A 21235-nucleotide genomic window follows, 5' to 3' on the forward strand; every position below is an offset into this window, starting at 1 on the left:
CAGGGCTTTTCATGTGTGACCGAAATGTATTTCACATACCGTACCGCCAGGTGACGTCGTAAAGTCCCAGAATGCCGTTCGTTGCTCGCGGGGGAGCGAAGATCCACTACACCGACACGGGAGGGACAGGACCGGCACTTGTGCTGAGCCACAGCATGCTCATGGACCAGGAGATGTTCGAGCTGCAGCAAGCTGAATTGGGACAGCGTTATCGCCTCCTCTGCATCGACTCACGCGGGCACGGGCTCACCGAAGACGACGGGACGCCATTCAGCTATTGGGACCTGGCACGAGACGCCTGGGCGGTGGCCGATCACCTCGGTATCGAACGGGTGGTGGCCGGTGGCGTGGCACACGGTGCGTGCACCGCACTGCGGATGACCCTGCTGGCGCGGCCACGCACGCGCGGGTTGATCGTGATCGGCTCGGCGGCCTCGGCCATGAGCCCGCAGCGCCGGGCGGGCTATCGCGAGGTACTCGACTTCTGGACCGGGTACGTGCTGCCGGCGCCTGTCATGAAGATGGTGTCGGCGCTGACCATCGGCGGGACCGAGGAGCACCGGCGGCCGTGGCGCGAGAAGTGGCTGGCCGAGGACCGCAGCCGCATTCGGCAGGCGGCCGACTGCGTGATCAACCGCGATTCGGTGCTGGAGCTACTCGGTGATATCGACTGTCCCGCACTGATTCTGCGCGGTGTCGGAGATCAAGCCACCAGCCCGGAGGACATGCAGGAAATGGCCGCGTCACTCGGCGGGACAGCACAGGTGCACACCATCGCCGGCGCCGCCATCGCCGCGAACCTGACACATCCGGGTGAGGTCAATGCGCTCTTCCGGATGTTCATGGATGGCCTGCCGGCCTGATCACGGTGCACCACGGCCGACCAATCCGATGAAGAGCTGGTGGGCGGAGTCGGGCGTGGTGCTGCGATAGCGCTGCACCACCACGTCGAATACGGTGGCCGTCTTGGGGTTTCGCAATTGGAAGGCGGAGTCCGGGCGGCCGATGGATACGTGCGCGGTTTCCCACAGGCGGCGGAAGTCGGCGTACTCGCCGAGGTCGCGCAGCAACTGGTCGATGTCCTCGCGGTCCATGGCGTGCGCGGCGTAGGCGCGGAAGCGTCCGGCCATGAGCCGCGCCTCCCGCTCCCAATCCTCGATGACCATGCGGGCGCGCGGATCGGTGAAGATCCAGCGCAGCACGTGCCCGCTGCGACGCAGACCCGGGAAGGCCTCGTCGAAGGCGCTGTTGCAGTCGACCACATGCCAGCCGTCGTCGAGCGCGGCGGCCAGATGCGGCAGCAGCGCGTCCAGCGTGGTCCGCACGGTGGCCGCGGCGGCGCTGTCGCGGCGCAGCGGCTCCGGGGTCGGTGGCGTGGGGCGCTGCTGAGCGAGGTGATAGAGGTGAACGCGTTCGGCGGGGTCCAGGCACAGCACGGCCGCGAGCGAATCCAGAATGGCCGGACCGGGATTGAGCGCATCGCCCTGTTCGATCTTGGCGACATAGCCGAGGCTGGCGTGGGTGGCCTCGGCCAATTGCTTGCGGGTCAGGCCGGCCGGATGCCGCGAGGTACCCCGGGTGCGGCGCTCACGAATGAACTCGGCCAGGGTCGGCGCGCGCAGCAGTTCTGCGGTCGGTACTCCGATTTCATTGTCGGACAACGGTTCTCCGATCGACTGCCAGTTCGTGCCGCCCGGCTCGAGTAGCACAGTACCGGGCGGGGGCCCGCTGCCACACCCGAGTTCGGCCGCGCGGGTACCCCTGACAGTGGCACCGGAGCGGGCCGCTGCCCCGGCCAGTGGTTGCGGCCGGTGACGCAGCCCCTGACTGGGGTATCCCACCGGTTGCCAAACTGAGACGTGCCATTCGATATTTGCAGAGCGAGGCAGCACCGGCGCTGGCAGTGAAGTTCGGAGCGAGTTCGCCGCAGAATCAGGAGCAAGGGAATGGCCATCACTTCGCGCACTATTCGGATCGGCGAGCAGTCCTATCCGTATTCCTTCGGCGGGGATTGTCTCACCGAAATAGCGGAGGGCATTGCCGGAATGGCCGCCGACAAACTGGTTTTCGTGACCGACGACCAGGTGCTGGGCCTGTACCGCACCGTCATCGAGCGGCTGGCCGGTGATACTGCGTCGATCACGCTGACCCATCGTGCGGGCGAGTCCATGAAGACGCTGTCGAGTCTGACCGACCATATGGAGACGGCCTTGCGCGCAGGCATCACCCGGCGCTCGGTGGTGGTGTCCTTCGGTGGCGGCGTACCCGGAAATCTGGCCGGGCTCATGGCTAATCTGCTGTTCCGTGGGGTGCGACTGGTGCATGTACCGACCACCACCATTGCCGCCATGGATTCGGTGCTGTCGCTGAAGCAGGCGATAAACAGCCCGGTCGGCAAGAATCATATCGGCACCTATTACGCGCCGACCGCGGTGTACGCCGATGTGCGGCTCTTCGAGACCCTGCCGGAGGCCGAACTCCGTTCGGGTTTCTGCGAAATGGCGAAGAATTGCCTCGCCATTCGTCCGGCGGCGCTGGAACCGTTGCGCGCGATTATCGCCTCCGGCACCTTGGCCGCACCGAAGGCATTGACGTGGCTGCTGGAGGCGAGCATCGATGCCAAAACATCGGTGACACAGGATGATACGTTCGAGCGGCGCGCCGGATTGGTCCTGGAATACGGCCACACCGTCGGGCACGCCATCGAGATCTGCGATCATCGGGCGCGTGGTGCATCCGGTATAACGCACGGCGGCGCGATTGCGGTGGGAATGCTGGTGGCGGCGCACATCTCGCATGCGCGCGGGTGGCTGTCCGACGACGAGGTGAGCGCGCACTACGAAATCGTCGCCGGGCTGGGCGTCGAGCCGTGGCTGCCGTCCACGGTGCACGTCGCCGATGTACTCGGCGTAGTAGAGGACGACAACAAAAAGGGCTATCTCGACGCGCGCCCGGGCTCGGTGCCGTTCGTGCTGCTGCGCAGTCTGGGGCGCCCGGCCATGACCGGAAACCTACCGCTGGTGCAGGTTTCGGTGCAGGAGATCCGCGAGGCACTGGAAGTCATAGCCCAGCCCTCCCCCGCCGCCCCCGCCGTCGGCATCCGCTGATTCGCCGAGGTAGGTAGGAGATTTCATGCTTGCGGTTCATGGTGGGGCGCCGGTCCGTGGCGGGGTGTCCTGGCCGCAGTGGCCACAGTACGACGCCGATACCGAGGCGGAACTGCTTGCCGCGCTGCGCTCCTCGCGCTGGTCGGTGAGCTGGTACAGCCCGGCGGGCGGGAAATCCCGGGAGCGGTTGTTCGGGGAGGCGTTCGCCCGGTACAACGGTGCGGCTTTCGGGGTCAGTGTCGATCACGGATCCAGTGCGCTGGTCATTGCACTGGAGGCTCTGGGCATCGGCCCCGGTGATGAGGTCATCGTGCCTGCCGTCACCTGGGTCGCGCCCGCCACCGCGGTGCTGCGGGTCGGAGCGCTGCCGGTGCTGGTCGATGTCGATCCCGAAACCGGCTGTCTCAGCGCCGAATCCGTGTATGCGGCGGTTTCCGGGTGCACCCGGGCCGTGATCGCGGTGCATCTGGCCTGCACCGTCGCACGGATCGACGAGCTCGCCGAATTGGCCCGCGATGTGGGTCTGGCGTTGATCGAGGACTGTTCGCAGGCGCACGGCGCCCAGTGGGAGGGCCGGGCCGTCGGCACCTTCGGCGATATCGGGGTGTTCAGTCTCGGTGCGGCCAAAACCCTGGCGGCGGGGGAGGCCGGCGTGGCGATCACCGACAGCCCGGAGTTGTACCGGCGCATGCTCATGCTGCGCGCCGATTCGCGCGGATACAGCGAGCACGATCCGCTGCCCGGCGAATACGAACTGGTCGAGCTCGGCGAGATCATGGGCGGCAACTACTGCCTGTCGGAGCTGACCGCCGGGGTGCTGCTCGATCAGCTGCCGCGGCTGGACGCCCAGCACGCGCACCGCGAATCCCGGACACGGCAGCTGGAGGCCGGGCTCTCCGCGATTCCGGGTCTGACGCCGATTCCGGTTCCGGCACAGGTGAATCGACGCGCCGTCTACGAATACGGTCTCCGCTTCGAACCCGGCACCTTCGGCAATGCTCCCATCGAACAGGTCGCCGCAGCACTGACCGCCGAACTGCACACCAGGGTCTACCCACCCCGAGTCCCCCTGCCCCGCAGCAATCTCCTGCGCCCGCACACCAAACCCCGCTTCGCCGCCACCTGGAACACCGCCCGCGCCACCGATCGCCCCTTCCTCGGCGCAGACCACTACTGCAACCACACCCTCCTCATGCACCACAGCGTCCTACTCGGCGACCCACGCGACATCCACGACATCCTCACCGCCCTGGGCAAGGTCCGCACCCTGTCCCCCACCCTCACAACGAACAACACCCCAACAACATCACCAGCACTCTGACGCAACCCACCGAACAGCACATCGAGCCGAAACAGCCCGCGCCAGGACCACACAGCCCTCACCACGACCGCACAGCACCTATCAAAACCGCACAGCACCGGCCAGGACCGCACAGCACGGATGAGCGCTGTACCACGCGGACACGCGCTGTTCGATCCTGCGCCGAGAACCGCGCAACATGTCCCATGACCGCACAGGTCTCCTCACGACCGCGCAACGCCTATCGAAAACCGCACAGCATGCGTCAGGGTCGCGCAGTACGGATGGGTGCTGTTCGGCGGGGAGGTGCGCTGTTCGGTCGTGCGACGGGGCGGCGGAGATCGGCGGAGATCGGCCGGTCAGGGTGCGTGTGTGGGAACACCTAATGCCACGGGTGTGAGGCGAGCCGCATTCTCTTGCCGCAGCTATCAGTGGTGAGGTGTTCTAGCTATGCGGCTGGCGCCAGCCGATTCCAAGTTTCGACGCAGTATCCGACAGCTCCTCCCGGGACCCTGATCCCGCTTCCGGAAAGCGAGTCATCATGCGCGTTCGAGCCCTCGTCATCACCTCCGCGCTGGCCGGAGTCACCATTGCCGGACTCGTCGGCGCCGGGACCGCCTCCGCTGCAACACCATTCGTGATTCCCGACGCCGGAGCGGCCGGTCTCGAACTCTCCCCCGGTGAAACCCAATCGCTGTCGAGCGGCCCGATCCCGGCCCTGGTCGACCGCTATGTGCCGAGCAGCTCCGTATCGGTCGGCGTTCGCCCCGACTCCAAACTGCCGCAGGACGAGGACTACGTCTTCGGCGGTTTGGGTGACGTCATCGGTGAGGCCGCCAACCGTCCGGGCGGATCGGTCGACGTCCTGGTCGACTCGGGAGGCCTGGTAGTCCTTCAGCAGTGGTAACCCCAGCCACCCTGTGCCCCTTGCCCTTCGGCAAGGGGCACACCACTGCCCACGCCTGGATCCCACAGCCCGCGCCCGAACGTACAGCGCGCATCCGAATCGCACAGCCCGCGTCCGGATCCCACGCCCCGCGTCCCGATTCCACGGCCCGCGTCCGGATCCCACGCCCCGCGTCCCGATTCCACGGCCCGCGTCCGGATCCCACGGCCCGCGTCCCGATTCCACGGCCCGCGTCCCGATTCCACGGCCCGCGTCCCGATTCCACGGCCCGCGTCCGGATCCCACGGCCCGCGTCCGGATCCCACGGCCCGCGTCCGGATCCCACGGCCCGCGTCCGGATCCCACGGCCCGCGTCCGGATCCCACGGCCCGCGTCCGGATCGCACAGCCCATATACGGGCTGTGCGGTGTAGGGGCGCGCTGTTCGGCGAATGGACAGGGGCTGCGATTGTGTCGGGGGGGTGATTGCTAGGGGATGAGTATGTCGAGGGCGGTGGGGTGGGCTTGGAAGGTGGCGGGGAGGAAGCCTGCTGGGTCGCCGTCTGCGGTGGCGGGGGCGTTGGGGGCGGTCAGGGTGAAGGTGGCGGCTCGGTACTGGGTGGCGGCGGGGTGGTCGATGCGCTTGCCCGAGGAGAGGGCCGGGAGCAGTCGGAGCAGGTCCAGGCGGGACATGGCGCCGACGACGGTGAGATCCAGGAGGCCGTCGTCGATGACCGCGTCGGGGCAGATGAGCATGCCGCCGCCGTAGGTGCGGGTATTGCCGACCGCGACCATGATGGCGTCGAGTTCGACGACCGTGCCGTCCGGGTGATCCGGGGAGCCGTGCAGTTCGATGCGATATGGGACGGCGAGCTTGCCGACCAGTTCGAGCAGGGCGGCGACGGTGTAACGCATGGGGCCCTTCGGCCAGCGCAATTCATTGGCGCGCAGGGTGACTCGCGCATCGAAACCGGTGCCGGTGACCGTGGCGAACCACATGGGCACGGTGGCGCCTTCGGCCTGCACGGTGCCGAGGTCGATGGTCCGGGTCCGCCCGCCCAGCACCACGTCGACGGCCGCGGTGGTGTCGTCGGGAATACCGACCTCGCGGGCGAGGTCGTTGCCGGTGCCGCCGGGCACCAGTCCCAGCGGTACGCCGGTGCCGACCAGTGCCTGCAGCACCACACAGGTCAGGCCGTCGCCGCCCGCCGCGACCACCGCGTCCGGGCGGGTGTCCGGTTTGGCGAGGGCCTCCCGAACCTGTCGTTCGGTATCGGCCGCCGAACTGCCGCGAATCTCGGTGACATTCACACCGCGCGCCGCGAACCGGTCCGCCGCCGCGATCCCGACCTGCACGCCCTTGCCGTGACCGGACAGCGGGTTGGTCACGAGCACTATCGAGTGGATCTCTCTCACGGGATCAGCTTCCCAGGGTTCAGGATTCCGGCAGGGTCAACGGCCTGTTTGACCGCGCGCAGCACCTCGACACCGAGGTCGCCGATTTCGGCGGTCATCCACGGGCGGTGGTCCGCGCCGACGGCGTGGTGGTGGGTGATGGTGCCGGAGGCTGCGACAATCGCGTCGCCGACGGCCCGTTTCGCCTGCGCCCACTGGGCGATCGCATCGTCGGCCTGCTTGGCGACAATGGTGAAATAGAGCGAGGCGCCGGTCTGGTACGTGTGCGAGATGTGGCACATGACCAGTGCGGGGGTGCCCTGTGCGGTGAGCGAATCGGTCAGTGCGGCGGTGACTTTCGCCTTGAGGTCGGCGAGATTCGACCAGCTGGTGGCGGTTTCGAGGGTCTCACAGAGAATTCCGGCGTCCAGCAGCGCATCCCGTAGGTAGGGGGCGGAGAAGCGGCCGTGTTCCCATTCGCGGGCGGGGGTTTCGCCGAGCGCGGTGCCGCCGGCAGCGGCGAGCAGGTTGGAGGCTTCGGTGCTGCGGGCCGCGACATGCGACGCACTGCCCTCGAAGGTGGTGATGGCCAGGCAGCCGCCGACCGTGCCGCCGCCGATATCACCGGCGCGGGCCAGATTCAGGCCGGTCTCGGCCTCGTCGGACAGCCGCATGACGGTGGGATTCGCGCCCGCCTGGATGACTGTGCGCAGTGCGTTCGCGCCGGTGGCGAAGTCCGGGAACGACCAGGCGCGGTAGGCCGTGGTCTCCGGGACCGGGTGCACGCGCAGGGTGACCCCGGTAATGATGCCGAGGGTGCCCTCCGAACCGGAGAACAGCTCGCGCAGATCGGGTCCAGCGGCCGAGGCGGGGGCGCGGCCGAGCTCGAGAGTGCCGCTGGGCGTGGCGATTCGGAGGCGCTGGATCATATCGTCGAAGCGGCCGTAACCGGCCGACGCCTGACCCGAGGAGCGGGTGGCGGCAAAACCGCCGATGGTCGCGAATTCGAAGCTCTGCGGGAAGTGTCCGAGCGAAAGTCCGTGCTCGGCAAGGAGTTCCTCGGCACGCGGGCCGGTGATGCCCGCGCCCAGCGTGGCGGTGCCACTGATCGTGTCCACCTCGGTGAGGGTGTCCAGGCGGCGCAGATCCAGGGCGATGACCGCGGCGAAAATGCCACGGGCCGGGTCGAGTCCGCCGACGACGCTGGTGCCGCCGCCGAACGGGACCACGGCAATCGCACCGGCACTGCAGTATTCGAGCAGCGCGGCGACTTCGTCGTGATCGCCGGGGAACAGGACGGCGTCGGGTGCATCCTGCGGCTGCGTCGCACGACGGCGCAGCAGATCGGGGGTGCTCTTGCCGCCCGCGTGGCGCAGCCGATCGCGGTGGTCGAGCGATACGTTCTCGGAACCGACCACCGCGACTAGCCCGGCATGTTGATCCGGGGAGAGCGCGGATGCACGTAGCGGCACGTCGCCCTCATCGCGACGGGTCGCCGCGTCCGCGGACACCCCGAATACCTGCGTGAGCAATCCCCGAATCGATTCGGGCAGCGGTTTGTGTCCGGACGGGGAGCCCCAGGCGTCCCACACCATACTCGCGCGGGCCTGCGGCTCGCCCGGGTTTCCCGTCGATGCGGATGCTGCTCGTGTGTCGACCATGCGTTACAGTCTGACATAGAATGTCAAGCAGTAACGAACCCTCCCTACCGATGGTGGCATCCATGGCTTCGACCGAACCGTCCTCCGCCGTCGATCGGGCGATTCTCGACGCGGCGCGCGCCTGCGTAGCCGAATTCGGCGTCCGGCGCACCACCCTGACCGAGGTCGCGCGCCGGGCCGGCGTCAGTCGTCCGACCGTGTACCGGCGCTGGGCCGATACCGGGTCACTCGTGGCGGATCTGCTGGTGCGCGAGTTGCGCGAGATCACTGCCGAATCCGCGCCCACGGGCGGCAATGCCCGGGCCCGGCTGGTGGGCGCGATTGTCGGCGGCGGGGCGATGATGCGGCGGAACCCGCTGTTCGCCAAGATCTTCCGGACCGATGCCGATGTCATGCTCACCTATGTGTTCGAGCGGCTCGGGCGCAATCAGCGGGCGCTCATCGGGCTGTTCGCCGACGGGATCCGCGAAGGCCACCGCGACGGCTCCATTCGGCACGGCGATGCCGAACAGCAGGCCGCCATGCTCCTGCTGCTGGCGCAATCCGCGGTGCAGTCGGCGGGCACCGTCATCGATTTCCTCGACTCCGATCATCTCGATATCGAACTCACCCGCGCCATCGACGGGTATCTGGCGCCGCGCTGACCGGGTACCGGCGTTGCCCTGCCGGGCTCACCATCACAGGTCATCGCACTGACAGCTACCGAATCGATCGGCATCGGAACTCAGCGAAAGGTCTTCTTATGAGCGGCACTTCGGCTCATTCCAGCTCGGCGCTCAATGCCGACCGGCGGCAGCGGGAACTGCTCGCGCTCGGCGCGGGCGGGACCATCGATGTGCTGGTGATCGGCGGCGGCATCACCGGTGTGGGTGTGGCGCTCGATGCCGCCTCGCGCGGGCTGCACACCGTGCTGGTGGAGAAGCACGATCTGGCCTTCGGGACCAGCCGGTGGAGTTCCAAGCTGGTGCACGGCGGGCTGCGGTATCTGGCCAGCGGCGGGGTGGGCATCGCGCACGAGAGTGCGGTCGAGCGCGATATTCTGCTGACCCGCACCGCACCGCACCTGACCCGGGCGCTGCCGCAGGTGGTGCCGCTGCTGCCGAATATCGGTGTGGCGCAGAAGCTGCTGGTGCGGGCCGGATTCCTGGCTGGAGATGTATTGCGGCGCACCGCGGGTACGGCCGCGGCGGTACTGCCGCGGTCGCGGCGGGTGGCGGCGGCCGAGGCGCTGCGGCTCGCGCCGACGGTGCGTCGTGCCGGATTACGCGGCGGACTGCTCGCCTGGGACGGGCAACTGGTGGACGATGCCCGGCTCGTGGTGGCCATTGCGCGCACGGCGGCGCTGCACGGCGCGTCGATCCTCACCCGGGTGGAGGCGAGCGAGGTCACCGGGACCACGGCGACGCTGCTGGATCGGCTGACCGGCGAAACCCAGTCCGTCACAGCTCGTTCCGTCATCAATGCGACCGGCGTATGGGCGGATCAGGTGGATCCGAGCATCGAATTGCGCCCTTCGCGCGGCACCCACCTGGTGTTCGACGCCGCGGCCTTCGGCGGGCTGACCGCCTCGCTGACGGTGCCGATTCCGGGCAGCACCAGTCGCTTCGTCTTCGCCTTCCCCGCGGCGCACAATCGTGTGTACCTGGGTCTCACCGATGAGGAAGCGCCCGGCCCGGTGCCGGATGTGCCGCACGCCACCGACTCAGAAATCGATTTCCTGCTCGATACCGTCAATACCGTGCTGCGAGAGCCCCTGACCCGCAACGATATTCGCGGTTCCTACGCGGGCCTGCGGCCACTGCTGCGCACCGGTGCCGACAGCACCGCCGACATCTCCCGCGAGCACGCCGTCCTCACCTCCCCCACCGGCGTCATCACCGTCGTAGGCGGCAAACTCACCACCTACCGCAAAATGGCCGAGGACACCGTGGATGCCGCCATCGCGCACGCCCACCTCTCCGCCACCCCCTGCCGCACCCGCAATCTCCCGCTGATCGGCGCGGTCTCCGGCGCCGCCCGCGACCAGATCGAAGCCCCCACCCGCCTGGTCGAGCGCTACGGCAGCGAAGCCGCCACCATCCTCGAACTCGCACAACAACATCCAGAACTGGCCGAACCCGTAGCCCCCGGAATCGACGTGATAGCCGCCGAATTCACCTTCGCCACCACCCACGAGGGCGCCCTGGACGCCGACGACCTCCTCGACCGCCGCACCCGAATCGGCCTCGTCGACACCGACCGCAAAGCAGCGACCCCCGCCGCCGAAGCAGCATTCAACCGCGCCTGACAACTACCGATCCGACCGCGCGATACCTCGCCCGGAATGAAGTCCCCCGTCGTCCCGGCATGCTTTCGGCCGGGATCCACACGGTCGCACTACCCGGCTGCGGTGGTTCCGGCCAGGAGTGCGCCGGAACGCGGGCTTATCCGCCGCCGAAGACGTTGCAGCCGGAGCCGGTGCTCATGCCCGTGGCGACGGTGAGGTCGATGTAGGGGATGACGTCGCCGCCATTGGTCGGGGTTTGCTGGATTATTTGGAGGCGGTGGGCCCCGGTGGTGGCGGGGGTCCAGCTCGCTATGGCGACGCCGCCGGAGGGGTTGGCGACGCCGAAGCGGATGCCGTTGTCGTAGAAGCCGACCGGGGTGGTCGGATCGTCGACGTAGGCGTCGACGGGGTAGGTGCAGCCGGTGCCGTAGTTCGTCGCCGAGCCGAAGCTGATGCCCGGCTCGACGCCGACCCGGGTGGCGGTGGCTCCGGCCGGTGCGGCCAGCACGGTGAGGGCTGCTGCGGCCACTCCGAGTGCAGCGGCTACCGGTACTGCCTGCCTGTTCCTCTTGCTGATGCCCATAGGGTTCGGTCCTCATCGGCGCTGCCGGAACCGAATGCACCGGCACAATGTCTCGATCCTCGCTCGCGATCCGCTACTTCGGGGACTATTGCCGGAATCTGGCGTGTACCGAATCGGGACGCTCCGCGCAATCCACCAATTCGGGACAGATCCCGTTCGCGTGTGAACGGTCCTATGCTTGGCAACGATGTAATGAGCGCCGGAGTAGGAGGCGCGGATGGGGCGGATTCCGACCACTGTCGGGTTGACCCGCGGGCCAGGGCTGGTCGCGCGGTTCGGAAGTGTGGTTATTTTCCTGGCCGGTGAAAGTCCGTCGACGGAACGAATTCTCGGTGCGGCCGAGACGGCATCGACGGCCGCCGATCCGGGCGTGGCCATTGCGCAGCGGCTGGCCGCGGCGGTGTTCAGCAGCGGGAATGCGCAGCCACCGGCATTCGGGGTCGTCGCGCCGACCACGGGCGGCATTCTGGTGCTGTTGCGCGGGGCGGTGCGGGCGGTGGTCGACGGCCCCGAAGGCACCCGGCAGCTGTCCGGTGTGCGCGCCATGACCTGGGTCGATGAAATCCTGCGGGATCCGGTGCGGCGGGTGACCGTGGTCGGCGATACCGATGCCGGCGCCGAGATTCCGCATACCGATCTGCGCTCGGGTGTGGCGGCTGCGGGCGGGTTCATACTGCATGCTCCACGCACCGGCACCACCGCGCCATTGCGGGCCACGAGTACCGGGCCTTCGAAAGCCGTTCAGCCCGAGACCCATCCGGCCACGCCCACGTCCGGGGTACCGCCTGCCGATGCCACCAAGCGCGCTGCCGTGCCGACTACATCGCATACGCGCTTCTCCACGCCGGGCAGCCAGGAACCGCTCCGCCGCCAATCTGCACCGGTCGTTCCGGAACAGGAATCTGCGGTACCCGAACCCATGGCGAAGGACGCGCCCGGACCCCGTGAAGTCCGGACCACGCCCGCTGCCGAACTGGCCGCCGCCCAACGCGCGCGCCACCCCGCACCCGGCATCGACTTCACCAAGAAACCACGGCAGAACGGTGCAGCGGGGAGTGCCTCCCCCGCCGTGGAGGCCCGGCCCGACGCGGCCGATCAGCCGCCGACCGCGGCCTTCGACTCCGAGGCCGCAGCCGCAGAGGAAGCCGCGGGCTCGCCCGCTGCCGCGGAAGCCGGCGCAAAGGCCCACCCGCCCGATGCGAAGCCCGACCCACAACCCCGGGTCACACCCCATACGGCTACACCGGAACCGGAGACCAACAAGCTCAGCCAGCCGTTCGGTGCGCTCATCACGGTGGACGGCGCCGTGTATCCGATGGACAGACGCTACGTGATCGGACGCGATCCCATGATCGACGATTCGGTACGGCGCGGTGCGGCCGTACCGATCGTGATTCCGCGCGACCGGCACGTATCCCGCGTCCACACCTACGTATTCATCGAGAACGGCCTGGTCCTGGTGCACGACGCCGGCACCCCCGGCGGCACCTTCGTCGCAGCCCCGGGCCAGGACTGGATACGGGTGGGACAGCGCCCAGCGGAGCTGAAACCGGGCTGGAGCCTCCGCGTCGGCGACCGCATCCTCACCTACCGCCAAGACCGGCGGCGCTGAACGGTCACGCGCGCCGCACATCCCGAGCACGGGCGGAAAGCGGCCGCGCACTTGGCGGGGACCGACTCCCCACCAATTCGAGAGCGCCTGTCGGCCAACGAAATATCACAACTGCGGCCACTCAGGCGCGCTCGCGCATTCGGAGGACGCGGACGTATCGGTAGCGTTTGCCGACGCGGCGGCAGCCCAGGGCGAAGGCCGCGCCTGCGGCGGCACCTAGTGCGGCGCAGAGGATTACGGCGGGGAGGGTGGGTTCGCGGCCGAGGAGTATCCAGGAGGCGCCGAGGGCGGTGAGGGCGAGTAGGGCGGCGCTCAGGGTGAGGCCGATGGTGGCTGTGATGCGGGCGCTGCCGTGGCGGAGGGTGCGGGCGTTCGATTCGGCGTAGGCGGCGGCGAAGAGGAGCAGGACGAGTAGGACGATGGCGGTGGCGGTTGTGGTGGCGCGCTGGGCGGTGCGGACGCCGAATCGGTAGGTGGTGACGTCGGATCCATTGCGGGACAGGGTTAATTCGGCGGTGAGGTCACCCGCCAGTACGTAGGGGTTGACCGGCGCGGGCAGGTCGGTCGAGGCGCCCCGCTGCACGGGGGTTTCGGCTCCGCCGAGCCGTACGCCCAGGAGGTTCAGTGACAGTCGTGCCGTATCGGCATCAGTGCCGGTGAGGACGAGCGGTACCGGTTTGGACAGGTCCAGGTCGACGGTACTCGCGGCGCTCGGATCGATCCCCGCAAGGTGAATCTGCCCGGTGGGCGGGAGATCTCGCTGCGGTCCGGCGCCCACTCCGAGCACTGCCGCCCCGCACACCACCACCGCGAGTACGGCTGCGGCGAAGAACGGCACTCGCGGTGAGCGCAGAGTGACCACCTTCTGAATGGGGACCAGATCGCCGCGATCGACATCGACCAGACGAATCCCACTGTGCTGCACAGGCTCTAGCGGCCGAACGCGCGGCATCGGCCCGGCTCCCCCGCTGGCCGCACCCTGCGGCCGACCAGACGGTGTCGGGCTTCTACGGAGGGTGGGCTCGTTTGCTTCGTCGAATCGACTCGGACCATTGGGCGTGGGACGCCAGCCTCTGCCGAACCCAGGGCGCGAGTAGTGCGGTGGCAGTGGCGTTTCCGGCCCGGAATCACCTGCCGGACCAGGCGGGATCGGACCATTCGGGGTGCGCTCGACCGGACCCGGGGATTGGGCGGTGGTACGGCGTGGGTCATAGAACTGCTGCGGGGAGGGCGCCGGTGTGAAGGGACTCGGCGGAGAGCCGGGCGGGGGTGTGAAGGGGCGTGAGGCAGGTCGGGCGCCGCCGGTCGCGGCCGCGACTATGGTGTCCGCGCCGATGAGCGGAATACCTATGGGGGTAAGCCAATTCGTGCCCCAGCAGAAGGCGGCGGGTTCGGCCAGGGCGATGCCGAACGACTCGGCGGTGTCGAAGCGCTCGCCCGGATCGGGGGCCAGCCCGCGCATGACGGCATCGGCAATCGGTTGCGGGATAGCGGGAGCGACGCGGCCGAGCGGTACCGGCTCGCCGTAGGCGTGGGCGAAAAGCATGGCGAGGGCGTCCTCGCCGGGGGGGAACGGCAGCGAGCCGGAGAGCAGCTGATACAGCATGGTGGCCAGCGCGTACACATCCGTGGAGGGCGAAAGCTGCTGTCCACGCACCTGTTCCGGAGCGATGTAGGACGGGGTGCCGATGATTTCACCGGCGCGGGTCACCAGGGTGTCGTCCCCGCCGACGATCTTGGCAATGCCGAAGTCGGTGAGCTTCAACGTCCCATTGGCCGCGAACATGAGATTGGACGGCTTCACATCACGGTGCAGAATCCCGTGCCGATGTGCGGCATCGAGTCCTGCCGCGCAGGACAGCGCCACCGCGACGGCCGCGGTCGCTTCGAATCCTGCGGTGATGAAACGGTTTTCGACGGTGCCGCCGGGCAGATACTCCAAGACCAGCAGGCACAGATCCTCGTGCTCGATGTAGTCGTAGACCGGCACCACATGCGGATGATCCAGCGTGGCCATCACCCGCGCCTCGGCGACGAACCGCCGCCGCACCTGCATATCGTCGGCGAACTGCGGCGGAATCTGTTTGATGGCCACCCGCCGATGCAATCCGCGATGTGTCCCCGCCAGCACCACTCCGCAGCCGCCCCGGCCCACCTGCCCGCCGATGTCGTATCCGGGCAGCGCCGCTCGCACCCGGGCGATATCACCGTCATCGAGATCGCGCACACTCATCTGACCGCACCTCCGGGCCGAAATCGCTGCGGGTCAGTGCTATTCCGGATGGTCGGCTCATCCTCGCCGGCTTCGACGGGCCTGCGCGGCCCGCTCGGCGGGGCAGTATCCGGCGACGGGCCACCCGGTGGTGCGGGCGGTGAGCCGCCCGGCGGCCATACGACCGGCGGGTTCCCCACCGCCGCTCGGCTCCGCGCTCCCCCAGCGGGGTAACCGAGCGTCGTGCGCTCCTCCTCGGACTGGATCGGGGCACCCGCCGCTACGGTTGGAGCACCACCCGACTGAAATACGTTACTGCCCTTGGGAAGTGGGTTCCCACCCGAATCGAACGGGATTCCGCCGGGCAGGAACGGGTTGCCGCCCGACTGGAACGGGGCACGGCCCGATTGAAAGGGGCCACCGCCGGATGCGAACGGGGCCGCGCCGAGAGCCGGGTCGGCGGCGTAGTCGGGCGCGCTTCCGGCGGGGTAGCCGTGGGCGTCGAGTTCGCGGGCGGCGGCCAGGTCTTCGGCGTCCAGGTCCAGGTCGCTGGGGGTGCGCGGGGTGGGTGAGAGGTATCCGGCCAGGAAGAAGACGGCGGCGATGACTCCGGCGAGGGTGAGCCACAGCGGGGTGCCCGGGACCCACCAGCGGGCCACGGAGGCGGTGAAGCCGATCATCAGGCCGAGGCCGATGCCCGGGGCGAGCAGGCGCAGTCCACGCTGCCAGCGATTGACCGAAAGTCGGTGGCGCGCAACGGTCAGCGCCGCATCGGCAATGGCGAGGACGGTGAGTACCGCCAGGATGATGCCGAACAGCCCGTAGACCGATACCAGCGAGCCGCGCACATCGATGACCGTGTGCTCCGAGGTAAGCGGTTTGCCATCTGCGCCGATGATGGTGAGGTCGGCCCCGATCAACCCGGTGGCCTGGCCGTCCAGCCCGGCCGGGTCCAGCCGGTAGGTGAGTTTCTCGGTTTTGCCTGCGGCGACGGTCAATTCGACGGAGGTCGAGTAGGAGAAGAAGTTCAGCCCGAGCACATGCCCCTCGAGATCCACCCGCCGCACGGTGATCGGTGTGGCCGAACCATTGATCACCTCCACCACCACCTGGGTGACCTTGCCCGGATCCAGGCGCACCGGATTGCCGGCACCAGCCCCGGCGATGGCCCGGCCGTCGATGGTGGCGTTCGCGCGCACTCCGGCGTCGGCCGTGCCGGTGCCCGCACCGAACAATGCCGCAGCACAGAGCAATACAGCGATCACGACGGTCGATGTCCAGCGCGCGCGACGGTTCTTCATCGTGGCCTCCGAGCGGGCAGATGGGATACCAGGCGGTGACCGTAGAACCAGCCCCCGATGAGCAGGAAGAACAGCAGCACGGTTGCGGTCGCCGCGCTGCCGCCGACCTGGCTGACCAGCACGACATCCAGGGCCGCAGCCAGTTTCGGGCCGCACTCCGCGGTGACCTGGTGCTGGCCGATATCGGTGGCACCGGTCGGCAGGGTCGCGTCGAACCCGCCGTCGGCCCTCGACCGGGCATCGGCCGCGGCCGTTCCGCCGATCGAAAGCCGGACATCCGCATTCGGATCGCACCCCCGACCGGTGACCACCACAGGCGCGCCCGGTGAGACTGCGGGAGGGTTCAACTCCAGACCGGAGGTTGCGGCCGGGACCGGAGCATTCGACACACTCGGCTCGGGCAACTCGACCACCGAGGGCGGTGTCGTGGCCGGATCCGAGGACGGCACGGGATTGCCGGAGGTGACGGGCGATCGCGAAACCGGCGGCTGCCCCGGATTCGCCGGAACCACACCACCGGTATCCGTCGCGCACTTCCCGCTCGCAGGCTTCACCGACCCGTCCGGACAGTGCTCCACCTGCGTGGCCGGGCAGGTACCGCCCGCCGGTTGCGCCGAACCATCCGGACAGCGCACCGGTTGCGTCGACGGACAGATTCCGCTCGCAGGTTTGACCGACCCGTCGGGACAATATGCGGGCTGCGTCGACGGACACGTCCCACCCGACGGTTGCGTCGAACCATCGGGACAGCGCACCGGTTGCGTTGTCGGACAGATTCCGCTCGCAGGTTTGACCGATCCGTCGGGACAGTACGTCGGTTGTGTCGACGGACAGGTCCCGCTCGAAGGTTTCACCGAACCGTCCGGGCAATACGTCGGCTGCGTCGACGGGCACGTCCCGCTCGAGGGTTTCGCCGAACCGTCCGGGCAGTACTGCTGCTGCACCGGGCATTTCCCGCTCGCTGGCTTCACGGAACCGTCGGGGCAGTACTCCTGCTGGACCGGGCACTTCCCGCTCGCAGGCTTCACCGAGCCGTCGGGGCAGTACTCCTGCTGGACCGGGCACTTCCCGCTCGCAGGCTTCACCGAGCCATCGGGGCAATACTCCTGCTGCACAGGGCACTTCCCGCTCCGGGGCTTGACCGACCCGTCCGGGCAATACTCCTGCTGCTGACACCCGGCGGTGGAAGAGCACGGATCGACGGGGCCGTCGTGGGTGCCGCCGCCGTCCTGGGCACCACCGGAGTTGTAGGGCTGCGGCGTAGTCGTGGCGGGCGAATTCATCGGGATCGGAAGCAGTTTCACCGGCATCCGATCCGAGAGCTGCGCAACCGCCGGATTCGCTGGCGCGAGCATGATTTCGGGGTTCGCCGCCCCTATCGCCGCAGGCACGGCAAGCGCGAATACCGCAGCGAGAATGGCGAGGATTCGGGCCGCACGACTCGAATTCCTCGCCCCACGTAGAAGTTTCGCAAGCCGGTGCTGCATACCGGCGCGCGGACCGAAAGATGCAGGTGTGTCCATCCGGCGTAACCTCGCTGGTTAGATGGTACGGCCCCGCCGCACCCCACCGCGTGGTTCCGTTGCCTCTTTATCGCGCCCGACGCGCCGCGCGTTCACGCCCCGCGGGTACCGCTATTGCCCCCGATCTCGGGGTGCTGTCCGATTACGGCTACCGCGGTCTGCCTACGATGCGGAGGACCTACTGGGACAGCCCACCCGCCGCAGAGGAGAATGGTCGCTATGCATCGTGCCGCGCCGAAAAAAGACATCGATGAGGCCGCGCTGACCGTGACCGCTCCGAAAACCGCGGCAGCGGGTGTCAAAGCGGTGACCGTGGCCCTGGAGCGTGCCGTCGAGGAGATGGGTGTCGTCCGCACCGCACGCACCCTGACCCGGGTCAATCAGCGGCACGGCTTCGACTGCCCCGGCTGCGCCTGGCCGGAACCCAGCGGCGCCCGCCGGCCCGCCGAATTCTGCGAGAACGGGGCGAAGGCGGTGGCCGAGGAGGCGACGCTGCGCACCGTCACCCCGGAATTCTTCGCCGAGCATTCGATCGAAGACCTGGACGGGAAGTCCGGCTACTGGCTCGGGCAGCAGGGCCGCATCACCCGTCCGATGGTGCTGCGCCCCGGCGACACCCACTACTCCCCTATCGCGTGGGACGACGCCTACCGGCTGATCGCCGACAATCTGCGTGGCCTGGCCTCCCCCGACGAGTCGGTGTTCTATACCTCCGGCCGCACCGCCAATGAGACGGCGTTCCTGTATCAGTTGCTGGTGCGCAGCTTCGGCACCAATAATCTGCCGGACTGCTCGAATATGTGCCACGAATCCTCCGGCACCGCGCTGACCGAATCCATCGGCATCGGCAAGGGCTCGGTGACGATCGACGATTTCAAGAAGGCCGATCTCATTATCGTGGCCGGGCAGAATCCGGGCACCAACCATCCGCGCATGCTGTCGGCGCTGGGTGAGGCGAAAGCGCACGGCGCCAAGGTGATTGCCGTGAACCCGCTGCCCGAGACCGGGCTCATCGGCTTCAAGGATCCGCAGACGATCAAGGGCTTCACCGGTGGCATCACCATTGCCGACGACTTCCTGCAGATCCGGCTCGGCGGCGATATGGCGCTTTTCCAGGGCCTGGGCAAACTGCTGTTCGAGGCCGAGGACCGCAAGCCCGGCACGGTGGTGGACCGGGAGTTCGTGGACGCGCACACCGCCGGTTTCGCCGAATACGAAAAGCAGATGCGCGCAGTCGATCTCGGCGTGGTCGAGGAGGCTACCGGCCTGACCCGGACCGAGTTGGATCGCACCGCCGCGCTGCTGGCCGAATCCAAGGCCGTGATCATCTGCTGGGCAATGGGTTTGACGCAGCAGGTGCACGGCGTCGCCACCATCGAAGAGGCGACGAACCTGCTGCTGGTGCGCGGCATGATCGGTAAGCCCGGCGCGGGCGTGTGCCCGGTGCGCGGGCATTCCAACGTGCAGGGCGATCGCACCATGGGCATCTGGGAGAAGATGCCCGATGACTTCCTCGATGCCCTGGACCGCGAGTTCGGCATCACCAGCCCGCGCGAACACGGCTGGGACACCGTCAATGCCATTCGCGCCATGCGGGACGGGCGCGGCAAGCTCTTCTTCGGGATGGGCGGCAATTTCGTCTCCGCCACCCCCGATACCGAGGTCACCGAGGCCGCGCTGCGCAATTGCGCTCTCACCGTGCAGGTTTCGACGAAGCTCAATCGCAGCCACGTGGTGCACGGCCGGACCGCGCTCATCCTGCCGACCCTGGGCCGCACCGATGAGGATATGCAAGCCGGTGCGCGCCAGCAGGTTTCGGTCGAGGACTCGATGTCCATGGTGCACCTGTCGACGGGCCGTCTGAAGCCGGTCAGCGCGGAACTGCGCAGCGAGGTCGCCATCGTCTGCGAACTCGCCCAGGCCCTGTTCGGGCCCGCGCACGCGGTGCCGTGGGCAGACTTTCAGCGCGACTACGACAAGATCCGCGACGCCATCGCCGGGGTGGTGCCCGGCTGCACCGATTACAACGCGAAGGTCCGGGGCCGCAACGGTTTCCAGCTGCCGCACCCGCCGCGTGATGCCCGCGAATTCCACACCACCACCGGCAAGGCCAATTTCGCGGTCAACGACCTGCACTGGCTGCCGGTGCCCGCGGGTCGCCTGATTCTGCAGACGCTACGCAGCCACGACCAGTACAACACCACCATCTACGGCCTCGACGACCGCTACCGCGGCATCCACAACGGCCGCCGGGTGGTGCTGCTGCACCCCGAGGACATCGCCGAATTCGGTTTCGCAGAAGACGATCTCGTCGATGTGATCTCCGAGTGGACCGACGGCACCGAACGCCGCGTCGAGGGTTTCCGCCTGGTCGGTTACGCGACGCCGCGCGGTAATGCCGCCGCCTACTATCCGGAGACCAACCCCCTGGTCCCGCTCGATCATGTGGCGCAGCGGTCGAATACACCCGTATCCAAGGCGGTCACCATTCGCCTGGAACGCCACACCCATAGGACGTCGTGAGCCGAGTAACCGCCCGCCGCCGCACCCTGCGCATCTCACCCACCGGCACGATCGATCGGCCCGACACCCTCGCGGTGGAGGAGCCCCTCGAAATCCGTACCGGCGGTGAGTCTCTCACCGTCACCATGCGCACCCCGGGCGCGGATATCGACCTGATTCACGGCTTCCTCTTCAGCGAAGGCATCATCGCCGCCGCCGAGGACATCGTCACCGCCCGCTACTGCGCCGGAACCGATGAGAACGGCCAGAACACCTACAACGTCCTCGACGTCCAATTCCGCACGCCGGTCGTGGTGAAGCCCCGCAACTTCCTCACCAATAGCGCCTGCGGCCTCTGCGGCAAGACGGCACTGGACGAAGTCCGCACGTTGACCCGGCACCCCATCCCCGCCGACGGCGTCGAGGTGAAGCCGAGCACCCTGGCCACCCTCCCCACCGAACTACGTTCCCGCCAAGTGCTTTTCGATGCCACCGGCGGCCTGCACGGCGCGGGCCTGTTCACCCTCGACGGCGAGCCGCTGGTGGTCCGGGAGGACGTGGGCCGCCACAACGCCGTCGACAAGGTGATCGGCTGGGCGCTGCGCGAAAACCGCATCCCCGCGCACGAGCTGATCCTCATGGTCTCCGGCCGGGCCTCCTTCGAGCTCGTCCAAAAAGCCGTCATGGCGGGCATCCCCCTCCTGGGCGCGGTCTCCGCCCCCAGCTCCCTGGCCGTGGACCTGGCCGCAGAATCGGACCTGACGCTGGTCGGCTTCCTGCGCGGCGAATCCATGAACGTGTACACGGCCACTCACCGCATAGCGGTCTAGCACCCCCGCCATCCCGGCCGACACCCCTCGTCATCCCGGCGCGTTTTTGGCCGGGATC

At 68.2% G+C, this 21235-nt stretch carries 17 protein-coding genes; 10 read left to right on the top strand and 7 right to left on the bottom strand.

The window, feature by feature from the left end:
• The first annotated feature begins 71 nt into the window (after positions 1-71).
• Positions 72-863 (top strand): alpha/beta fold hydrolase, encoded by a 792-nt coding sequence (locus JWN03_RS43540; protein WP_297628523.1) that lies wholly within the window; start codon positions 72-74, stop codon positions 861-863.
• Here JWN03_RS43540 and JWN03_RS43545 read toward each other — a convergent pair whose 3' ends face one another.
• Positions 864-1661, bottom strand: a complete 798-nt coding sequence (locus tag JWN03_RS43545; RefSeq protein WP_297628525.1) for an MmyB family transcriptional regulator — start codon at positions 1659-1661, stop codon at positions 864-866.
• A gap of 285 nt (positions 1662-1946) precedes the next feature.
• Here JWN03_RS43545 and JWN03_RS43550 point away from each other — a divergent pair, with 285 nt between their 5' ends.
• The 3 genes from JWN03_RS43550 to JWN03_RS43560 all read left to right on the top strand — a co-directional run bounded on the left by JWN03_RS43550 (position 1947) and on the right by JWN03_RS43560 (position 5314).
• The gene (locus tag JWN03_RS43550; RefSeq protein WP_297628527.1) at positions 1947-3107 is read left to right on the top strand and encodes a 2-deoxy-scyllo-inosose synthase; all 1161 of its coding nucleotides are present in this window, start codon (positions 1947-1949) and stop codon (positions 3105-3107) included.
• A gap of 25 nt (positions 3108-3132) precedes the next feature.
• On the top strand, positions 3133-4428 hold the full coding sequence (locus tag JWN03_RS43555; RefSeq protein WP_297628529.1) for a DegT/DnrJ/EryC1/StrS family aminotransferase: 1296 nt from the start codon (positions 3133-3135) through the stop codon (positions 4426-4428).
• Positions 4429-4948: 520 nt separating this feature from the next.
• Positions 4949-5314 (top strand): hypothetical protein, encoded by a 366-nt coding sequence (locus tag JWN03_RS43560; RefSeq protein WP_297628531.1) that lies wholly within the window; start codon positions 4949-4951, stop codon positions 5312-5314.
• 467 nt (positions 5315-5781) lie between these two features.
• Here the strand turns inward: JWN03_RS43560 and JWN03_RS43565 are convergent, their stop codons facing one another.
• Positions 5782-6708, bottom strand: a complete 927-nt coding sequence (locus JWN03_RS43565) for a YegS/Rv2252/BmrU family lipid kinase (RefSeq protein WP_297628532.1) — start codon at positions 6706-6708, stop codon at positions 5782-5784.
• The gene (locus JWN03_RS43570) at positions 6705-8282 is read right to left on the bottom strand and encodes an FAD-binding oxidoreductase (protein WP_297628556.1); all 1578 of its coding nucleotides are present in this window, start codon (positions 8280-8282) and stop codon (positions 6705-6707) included. Before JWN03_RS43570 ends, JWN03_RS43565 begins: the two co-directional genes overlap by 4 nt.
• A 128-nt stretch (positions 8283-8410) precedes the next feature.
• Here JWN03_RS43570 and JWN03_RS43575 point away from each other — a divergent pair, with 128 nt between their 5' ends.
• Both JWN03_RS43575 and JWN03_RS43580 read left to right on the top strand, forming a co-directional pair.
• Positions 8411-8992: a TetR/AcrR family transcriptional regulator gene (locus tag JWN03_RS43575; protein WP_297628536.1), complete on the top strand. Its 582-nt coding sequence runs from the start codon at positions 8411-8413 to the stop codon at positions 8990-8992.
• 98 nt (positions 8993-9090) lie between these two features.
• Complete coding sequence (locus JWN03_RS43580) at positions 9091-10635, top strand: glycerol-3-phosphate dehydrogenase/oxidase (RefSeq protein WP_297628538.1); 1545 nt, start codon at positions 9091-9093, stop codon at positions 10633-10635.
• 136 nt (positions 10636-10771) lie between these two features.
• Here JWN03_RS43580 and JWN03_RS43585 read toward each other — a convergent pair whose 3' ends face one another.
• Positions 10772-11197, bottom strand: coding sequence for a hypothetical protein (locus JWN03_RS43585; protein ID WP_297628540.1), 426 nt, complete (start codon positions 11195-11197; stop codon positions 10772-10774).
• Between the two features lie 217 nt (positions 11198-11414).
• Here JWN03_RS43585 and JWN03_RS43590 point away from each other — a divergent pair, with 217 nt between their 5' ends.
• Positions 11415-12809 carry a hypothetical protein gene (locus JWN03_RS43590; RefSeq protein WP_297628542.1) on the top strand — a complete coding sequence of 465 codons (1395 nt, stop codon included), beginning with the start codon at positions 11415-11417 and terminating at the stop codon, positions 12807-12809.
• Positions 12810-12930: 121 nt separating this feature from the next.
• Here the strand turns inward: JWN03_RS43590 and JWN03_RS43595 are convergent, their stop codons facing one another.
• The 3 genes from JWN03_RS43595 to JWN03_RS43605 are packed head-to-tail and all read right to left on the bottom strand — an operon-like array spanning position 12931 to position 16636.
• Positions 12931-15042: a serine/threonine-protein kinase gene (locus JWN03_RS43595; RefSeq protein ID WP_297628544.1), complete on the bottom strand. Its 2112-nt coding sequence runs from the start codon at positions 15040-15042 to the stop codon at positions 12931-12933.
• Positions 15039-16322 carry a hypothetical protein gene (locus JWN03_RS43600; RefSeq protein WP_297628546.1) on the bottom strand — a complete coding sequence of 428 codons (1284 nt, stop codon included), beginning with the start codon at positions 16320-16322 and terminating at the stop codon, positions 15039-15041. Before JWN03_RS43600 ends, JWN03_RS43595 begins: the two co-directional genes overlap by 4 nt.
• Complete coding sequence (locus tag JWN03_RS43605; RefSeq protein WP_297628548.1) at positions 16319-16636, bottom strand: hypothetical protein; 318 nt, start codon at positions 16634-16636, stop codon at positions 16319-16321. Before JWN03_RS43605 ends, JWN03_RS43600 begins: the two co-directional genes overlap by 4 nt.
• Between JWN03_RS43605 and JWN03_RS43610 the strand changes: the two genes are divergently transcribed.
• The 3 genes from JWN03_RS43610 to fdhD all read left to right on the top strand — a co-directional run bounded on the left by JWN03_RS43610 (position 16626) and on the right by fdhD (position 21177).
• Positions 16626-17495, top strand: a complete 870-nt coding sequence (locus tag JWN03_RS43610) for a hypothetical protein (protein WP_297628550.1) — start codon at positions 16626-16628, stop codon at positions 17493-17495. The two genes, JWN03_RS43605 and JWN03_RS43610, sit on opposite strands and share 11 nt — an antisense overlap.
• A 569-nt stretch (positions 17496-18064) precedes the next feature.
• Entirely contained in the window at positions 18065-20368 is a 2304-nt protein-coding gene (locus tag JWN03_RS43615) for an FdhF/YdeP family oxidoreductase (RefSeq protein WP_297628552.1), read from the top strand.
• Positions 20365-21177 (top strand): formate dehydrogenase accessory sulfurtransferase FdhD, encoded by an 813-nt coding sequence (fdhD, locus tag JWN03_RS43620; RefSeq protein WP_297628554.1) that lies wholly within the window; start codon positions 20365-20367, stop codon positions 21175-21177. Before JWN03_RS43615 ends, fdhD begins: the two co-directional genes overlap by 4 nt.
• The last annotated feature ends 58 nt before the right edge of the window (positions 21178-21235 follow it).

This window comes from Nocardia sp. (assembly GCF_025465275.1).
Taxonomy (GTDB): Bacteria; Actinomycetota; Actinomycetes; order Mycobacteriales; family Mycobacteriaceae; genus Nocardia.

Excerpts from the sequence above, each read along its gene's own strand:
- JWN03_RS43540 (WP_297628523.1), top strand. The coding sequence starts at position 72 with ATGCCGTTCGTTGCTCGCGGGGGAGCGAAGATCCACTACACCGACACG.
- JWN03_RS43550 (WP_297628527.1), top strand. The coding sequence starts at position 1,947 with ATGGCCATCACTTCGCGCACTATTCGGATCGGCGAGCAGTCCTATCCG.
- JWN03_RS43555 (WP_297628529.1), top strand. The coding sequence starts at position 3,133 with ATGCTTGCGGTTCATGGTGGGGCGCCGGTCCGTGGCGGGGTGTCCTGG.
- JWN03_RS43560 (WP_297628531.1), top strand. The coding sequence starts at position 4,949 with ATGCGCGTTCGAGCCCTCGTCATCACCTCCGCGCTGGCCGGAGTCACC.
- JWN03_RS43570 (WP_297628556.1), bottom strand. The coding sequence starts at position 8,282 with ATGGTGTGGGACGCCTGGGGCTCCCCGTCCGGACACAAACCGCTGCCC.
- JWN03_RS43575 (WP_297628536.1), top strand. The coding sequence starts at position 8,411 with ATGGCTTCGACCGAACCGTCCTCCGCCGTCGATCGGGCGATTCTCGAC.
- JWN03_RS43580 (WP_297628538.1), top strand. The coding sequence starts at position 9,091 with ATGAGCGGCACTTCGGCTCATTCCAGCTCGGCGCTCAATGCCGACCGG.
- JWN03_RS43585 (WP_297628540.1), bottom strand. The coding sequence starts at position 11,197 with ATGGGCATCAGCAAGAGGAACAGGCAGGCAGTACCGGTAGCCGCTGCA.
- JWN03_RS43590 (WP_297628542.1), top strand. The coding sequence starts at position 11,415 with ATGGGGCGGATTCCGACCACTGTCGGGTTGACCCGCGGGCCAGGGCTG.
- JWN03_RS43595 (WP_297628544.1), bottom strand. The coding sequence starts at position 15,042 with ATGAGTGTGCGCGATCTCGATGACGGTGATATCGCCCGGGTGCGAGCG.
- JWN03_RS43600 (WP_297628546.1), bottom strand. The coding sequence starts at position 16,322 with ATGAAGAACCGTCGCGCGCGCTGGACATCGACCGTCGTGATCGCTGTA.
- JWN03_RS43615 (WP_297628552.1), top strand. The coding sequence starts at position 18,065 with ATGCATCGTGCCGCGCCGAAAAAAGACATCGATGAGGCCGCGCTGACC.